The sequence below is a fragment of the Arthrobacter sp. genome (assembly GCF_031988865.1).
Classification (GTDB): Bacteria; Actinomycetota; Actinomycetes; order Actinomycetales; family Micrococcaceae; genus Arthrobacter_B.
Genome location: NZ_DALZXY010000134.1, coordinates 1 through 6,227, shown reverse-complemented (window position 1 = coordinate 6,227; position 6,227 = coordinate 1). Strand labels below are relative to the sequence as shown.

Below are 6,227 nucleotides of genomic sequence, written 5' to 3'. Positions count from 1 at the left end.
TCGTCCGGCTCGTGATGGTGAGCGTAAGCCGTTCAACAATGATCGGGGTGATCGTAAGCCGTATGCCGGTGGTGCTGGCCGTGACGAGCGTAAGCCGTTCCGCAAGGATTCCGATCGCCGCCCGTCATCGGACCGCCCGCAGCGCGGCGGTGACCGCCCGTTCCGCAGCAACGACCGGCCCAACGACCGGCCCCAGGGCAAGGGCCAGGGACACGGCCGCGACGAGGCACCCGTTACCGAGCGTAAGCACAACGCCCGTGACCTGCGGAGCGCCAACCGTTCAGACCGTGAGCGGTCGCCGGAAATCGATGACGACGTCACAGGACAGGAGCTGGACAAGGTTACCCGCGCCCAGCTGCGCAACCTCGAAGAGGTCAACGGCGAGTGGGTTTCCAAGCACCTCGTGATGGCCGGACGGCTGATTGACGCCGAGCCGGAGCTGGCTTTCCAGCACGCCCTGGCAGCCAGCCGCCGCGGCGGACGCCTCGCAGCGGTTCGCGAAGCAGTTGCCCTGACGGCCTACGCCGCGGGGGAGTTCGGCGACGCGCTGCGGGAATTCCGCACCCACCGCCGAATCAGCGGCTCCAACGAATACCTGGCCATGATGGCCGACTGCGAACGCGGTCTGGGCCGCCCGGACCGGGCCTTGGACCTGGTGCGCTCCGAAGAAGCAGCTGACATGGACACCGCCGGCAAGGTCGACATGGCCATTGTGGCCTCGGGTGCCCGGATGGACATGGAACAGTTCGACGCCGCCGTAGCCGCGCTGGAGATCCCGCAGCTGGATAAGAACCGCGCGTTCTCCTACAGCCCCCGCCTGTTCAACGCCTACGCCGATGCCCTGGAACTTGCGGGCCGCGGCAACGAAGCGGAGACCTGGCGCCGGCAGGCACTCCTGGCCGAAAGCGTCCTGGGCATTGGTGAATTCGCTGAGCCCGAGATCATGGACCTGGGCGAAGACGACGAGGTCCCCGCGAAGCCGCGCTTCCGCCGGGACAACGCCGACAACGCCGACGGCGGCAAGGCTACCGTGGCTGAGGACCGCTCGGGTAACTATGCACAGGTACCCGAGGCGGCCGTTCCGGATTCCGAGGAGGACGAGTCCGACGACGCGCTGCCCAGCGACGAGCGTGAAGCACTGCTTGGCACCGATGAAGCCGAGCCCGACACCGAAGACGGCGAAGCAGCTGCAGAGGACGCCGCGGGGCGCAATGACTAAGGCGCTGGTGGAGAATTTCGACGCGGTCCTCTCTGACCTCGACGGGGTTATCTACGCTGGCCCCCACGCCATCCCCGGTGCGCCGGAGGCTCTCCAGGGCCTGGAGGCGGCAGGCATCAAACTGGCCTACGTCACCAACAACGCCTCACGTTCCTCGGCGACGGTTGCCGGGCACCTGAATGAACTGGGGGCACCGGCAACCGCGGAGAACGTCTTCGGCTCGGCCCAGGCCGGGGCGGAGCTGCTGGCCGGACTTGTCCCGGCCGGCAGCAGGGTCCTGGTCACCGGCAGTGCAACGCTGATCGATCAGGTACGGGCCCAGGGCCTGGAGCCGGTGAGCTCCGCGGATGACCAGCCGGTGGCAGTGATTCAGGGTTTCGACCCGGAACTTGGCTGGAAGGACCTGGCTGAAGCTGCCTTCGCAGTTGCCGCCGGCGCTGTCTGGGTAGCTACGAACACGGACCTGTCCATCCCGCAGGCACGCGGTATCGCTCCCGGCAACGGCACGTTGGTCGCGGCAGTCGCCGCTGCCACGGGCAAGACACCGGTGGTCGCCGGGAAGCCGGAAGCGCCGCTGTTTACGACGGCGGCACAGCACCTCGGCGCCTCACGCCCCCTCGTCGTCGGCGACCGCCTGGATACCGACATCCTCGGAGGCACCAACGCAGGCTTCGCGACGGCGCTGGTGCTGACCGGGGTGGATACCCCGGCAACGGCACTGGCGGCCCGCACCGCGGAACGGCCGGTCCACCTGATTCCGAACCTGGGGGCCCTGTATGAGCCCTACCCGGAAATCACCCGCACCGGAGAGAGCTTCCGCTGTGGCGAGGCCCAGGCCCGGGTGGTCGGAGGTGCGGTGGAAATCAGCGCTCCCGAAGAGACTCTCGATGGATGGCGTGCCGCCTGTGCTGCCTGGTGGGACGCCCACCCGGACGCTCCGGTGGCGACCACCCCGGAAGTCCGATGGACTGTCGGTAGCGGCAGCTAGGCTTTGGCCGTGGACGAAAGCAACGAGAATCCTGACGCAGAGGCACCCGCCGGCACCGAAACAAGCCGGAAGGGAGCACCTGTGCGCGTGCCGGGTCCCGGAACCGTTACCGGGGACACCGGGGTGGACGCCGTGCTGTCCGGCCTGGATCGCGTGCCGGAACTCCCGGTGTCCGAACATGCCGCGCTTTACACGGACCTCCACGACGGACTGCTTGCGGCCCTGAACCAGGAACCGGGAGCTGAATAACCGTGGCCAGACTCGACCAGGAACTCGTTAGCCGCGGCCTCGCGCGCTCCCGGACCCACGCCGCAAAGCTCATCGCCGCCGGCCGCGTGATCCGCGGCGGTGCCGTTCTGACCAAACCCTCGGCCCCCATCCGGCCGGAGGAGCCCCTGAGCATTACAGACGACGGCGGACCGGACTACGTCAGCCGGGCTGGCCACAAGCTGGCCGGCGCCCTGGCGGCGTTTCCCGCCGTGGACCCCGCCGGACTGCGCTGCCTCGACGCCGGCGCCTCCACGGGGGGATTCACGGACGTGCTGCTGCGTTCCGGGGCCCGGGAGGTTGCTGCCGTGGACGTCGGCCACGGGCAGCTGGTGGATTCGCTCCGGGCCGATCCGCGCGTACGCGTGTTCGAAGGCATGAATGTCCGCTACTTCACTCCGGAGGAGATCGGCGGTCCCGTGGACCTCACGGTCGCCGACCTCAGCTTCATCTCACTGACCATGGTCGTCCACCCCTTGGCTGCGGCCACCAGTCCCGGCGGAAGCCTCCTGCTGATGGTCAAGCCGCAGTTCGAGGTAGGCCGTGAGCTGCTCAACCGCACCGGCGTCGTCACCGACCCGGCACGGCACCGCCTGGCGGTGGACCGGGTGGCGGACGCCGCCGTCGCAGCCGGACTGGAAATTGCCGGAATCGCCCGCAGTCCTTTGCCCGGCCAGAACGGGAATGTGGAATTCTTTATGTGGATGACCGTCCCCGCAGCTGCCGTGCGTGCCGCCGGCGACCGCTCGGAGGCAGCATCGGTACTGATCAACGCAGTGTTCGATGGAAGCCCGGCGTTTGCGGCGGAGCCGGAAGGCATAGAAGACTGACGGGACGGCAACACACTTGCTCCGTATCGGAGCAGAACAGGACGAGAAGATTATGAGCAGACGGATACTGGTGCTCGCGCACACCGGCCGGAAGGCTGCCATGGTTGCGGCCCAGGAAGTCTGCACCCAGCTTTCTGCGGCTGGTCTTACACCGGTGATGCGCTGCCAGGACCTGGAGGCTATCCAGGCCGAATACGGACAGCTCACGGTTCCCACTGAAATCCTCGGCAAGGACGTCCAGCTCGGCGAGGTCGACCTCGGTATGGTCCTGGGTGGAGACGGCACGATCCTCCGGGCCGCAGAGCTGGTGCGCGGCTCCGAAGTTCCGCTGCTGGGGGTCAACCTTGGCCACGTCGGTTTTCTGGCCGAAAGCGAACGTGAAGACCTGGAAAAGACCGTGCGCTGGGTCGTGGACCGGGCCTACACCGTCGAAGAACGCATGACGATCGACGTCAAGGTCTGGCTGGACCGCACCCTCCTGGCGCACACCTGGGCCCTGAACGAAGCAGCCGTGGAGAAAGCCGACCGCCAGCGCATGCTCGAAGTCGTGATGGAGGTCGACGCACGCCCGATCTCCTCCTTTGGATGCGACGGCGTGGTCATGGCAACGCCCACGGGTTCCACCGCCTACGCGTTCTCCGCAGGGGGTCCCGTCGTCTGGCCGGAGGTCGAAGCCCTGCTCATCACACCGATCAGCGCCCACGCCGTTTTCTCCCGGCCCCTGGTTGTGGCACCTGAATCCATCCTGGCGGTCGAGATCCTTGCCCGGAACCAGGCGCACGGCGTGCTCTGGTGCGACGGACGCCGCAGCTCCGACCTGCCACCGGGAGCACGGGTGGAGGTTACCCGCTCCACCGTTCCGGTCCGCCTGGCCCGTACGCATGAAACACCCTTTTCGGAACGGCTGGTCCGCAAGTTCCAGCTGCCCACCCAAGGCTGGCGCGGGCCCGTGAACCACCCTGCGGATCCAGTCGAAAGCGGAGGAGGTCTCCCGTGATCGAGGAAATACGCATTCGGGACCTCGGTGTCATCACCGATGCAACCCTGACCCTGGGCTCCGGCTTTACCGTCGTCACCGGCGAGACCGGTGCGGGCAAAACCATGGTGATCACCGCCCTGGGGCTCCTGCTGGGAGCAAGGTCTGATGCCGGTGCCGTCCGTACCGGCGCCAAATCGGCGCTGGCCGAGGCCGTCGTCCGGCTGCCGCATGAGAGCCCCGCCGTGCTGCGTTCCGTGGAAGCGGGGGCCGAACTGGAGGAGTGCGACGGCGGCGTCGAACTTCTGGTGGCCCGCACCGTGAACGCCGACGGGCGCAGCCGCGCCCATCTGGGCGGCCGCTCGGCGCCCGTGGGCGTACTGGCCGAAGTGGGCAGCCATCTGGTGGCCGTGCACGGACAGACCGACCAGCTGCGGCTCAAGAGCGCCACCGCCCAGCGGGAGGCGCTGGACAAGTACGCGGGGGAGGCCCTGGGATCTGCGCTGGAGGACTACCGCGCCGGCTACGCCCGCTGGCGGGCCGCCGCCACGGAACTGGCTGAACTGCGGGAGACCGCCCGGGAACGGCTGCGTGAGGCCGAGTACCTGGCCGCGTCGCTGGAGGAGATCGACGCCGTCGCACCAGAGCCCGCCGAAGATGAAAACTTGAAGACCGAGGCCATGCGGATGGGCAACATCGAGGAACTCCGCACCGCCTCCGTCAAGGCCCACCAGGCGCTGGTGGCCGGGGACTTCGCCGACGGCTCCGACGCGACGTCGCTGGTGGACGCCGCGAAGCGCCAGCTGGAGCAGGCCGGGGAACACGACCCCGCCCTGGCCCAGGCCGGAGCCCGGCTCGCCGAGGTTGGCTACATCCTGGCGGACATTGCCGCGGAACTCTCCAGCTACAGTGCATCGCTTGACGGTGAGGGGCCCGGACGGCTGGCAGAAGTCGAATCGCGGCGCGCGGAGCTGGCAACCCTGGTCCGCAAGTACGCACCGTCCATCGACGAGGTCCTGGAGTGGGCCGAGACCGGCCGTGCGCGCCTGGCGGACCTGGGGGACGACGGCAACCGCATCGAGTCCCTGGAAGCCGAACTGACGGACCTTGAGGCCCGGCTGCAGGATGAGGCGGCAGGGTTGACCAAGCTGCGCACCGACGCAGCTGCTGAGCTCTCCGGCCGGGTCAGCGAGGAACTCGCGGCGCTGGCGATGCCCGATGCCCGTCTGATCATCAACGTCGAAGGGGCGGGTGAACTCGGTCCGCATGGTGCGGACACGATCGAATTCCTCCTCGCCCCGCACCCAGGAGCGCCGCCCCGCCCGTTGGGCAAGGGAGCGTCCGGTGGTGAACTTTCACGCGTTATGCTCGCGATCGAAGTGGTGCTCGCCGAAGTCGACCCCGTGCCCACCTTCGTTTTTGATGAAGTGGACGCCGGGGTTGGCGGCAAGGCGGCGATTGAAATCGGCCGGCGGCTGGCCATGCTGGCCCGGCATGTGCAGGTCATCGTCGTCACGCACCTCCCGCAGGTGGCTGCATTCGCCAGCCACCATATCCGCGTGATTAAAACCTCAACCTCGGCAGGTGACGGCTCCGGCGTAACGGCCAGTGATGTCATTGTGCTGGACCGCGAGGCCCGGATCAGGGAACTGGCCCGGATGCTCGCAGGCCACGAGGACTCGGAGTCGGCCCGTGCCCACGCCGAGGAACTGCTGGCGACGGCTGCCGTCCCCGGTGGGGCAACTACCCAGACCAACAAAAGGTGATAGGCTCGAATTCCGTGGTGCAGCGATCAAATTCCAGGTTTCCCAAGTCGTCTTCTACGACCAAACACATCTTCGTCACCGGCGGCGTGGCGTCCTCCCTTGGTAAGGGACTGACGGCTTCCAGCCTCGGCCACCTGCTTCGGGCACGCGGCCTCTCGGTGACCATGCAAAAGCTCGATCC

Annotated in this window: 5 protein-coding genes and 2 pseudogenes; all 7 read left to right on the top strand. The window is 67.8% G+C overall.

Translation table 11 applies throughout. The features are described from left to right. Positions 1-1,219: pseudogene (locus tag RTN46_RS16120) on the top strand (hypothetical protein); the annotation flags it as partial. After that, positions 1,212-2,207: an HAD-IIA family hydrolase gene (locus RTN46_RS16115; RefSeq protein WP_312182907.1), complete on the top strand. Its 996-nt coding sequence runs from the start codon at positions 1,212-1,214 to the stop codon at positions 2,205-2,207. The pseudogene RTN46_RS16120 and the gene RTN46_RS16115, both read left to right, overlap by 8 nt. Positions 2,208-2,216: 9 nt before the next feature. Then, complete coding sequence (locus RTN46_RS16110; protein WP_312182905.1) at positions 2,217-2,456, top strand: hypothetical protein; 240 nt, start codon at positions 2,217-2,219, stop codon at positions 2,454-2,456. 2 nt (positions 2,457-2,458) lie between these two features. Next, on the top strand, positions 2,459-3,304 hold the full coding sequence (locus RTN46_RS16105; protein WP_312182903.1) for a TlyA family RNA methyltransferase: 846 nt from the start codon (positions 2,459-2,461) through the stop codon (positions 3,302-3,304). A 52-nt stretch (positions 3,305-3,356) separates the two neighbouring features. After that, entirely contained in the window at positions 3,357-4,301 is a 945-nt protein-coding gene (locus RTN46_RS16100; RefSeq protein ID WP_312182901.1) for an NAD kinase, read from the top strand. Then, entirely contained in the window at positions 4,298-6,046 is a 1,749-nt protein-coding gene (recN, locus tag RTN46_RS16095) for a DNA repair protein RecN (protein ID WP_312182899.1), read from the top strand. The genes RTN46_RS16100 and recN overlap by 4 nt, the downstream gene beginning before the upstream one ends. Beyond that, positions 6,043-6,227: pseudogene (locus RTN46_RS16090) on the top strand (CTP synthase); the annotation flags it as partial. The gene recN and the pseudogene RTN46_RS16090, both read left to right, overlap by 4 nt.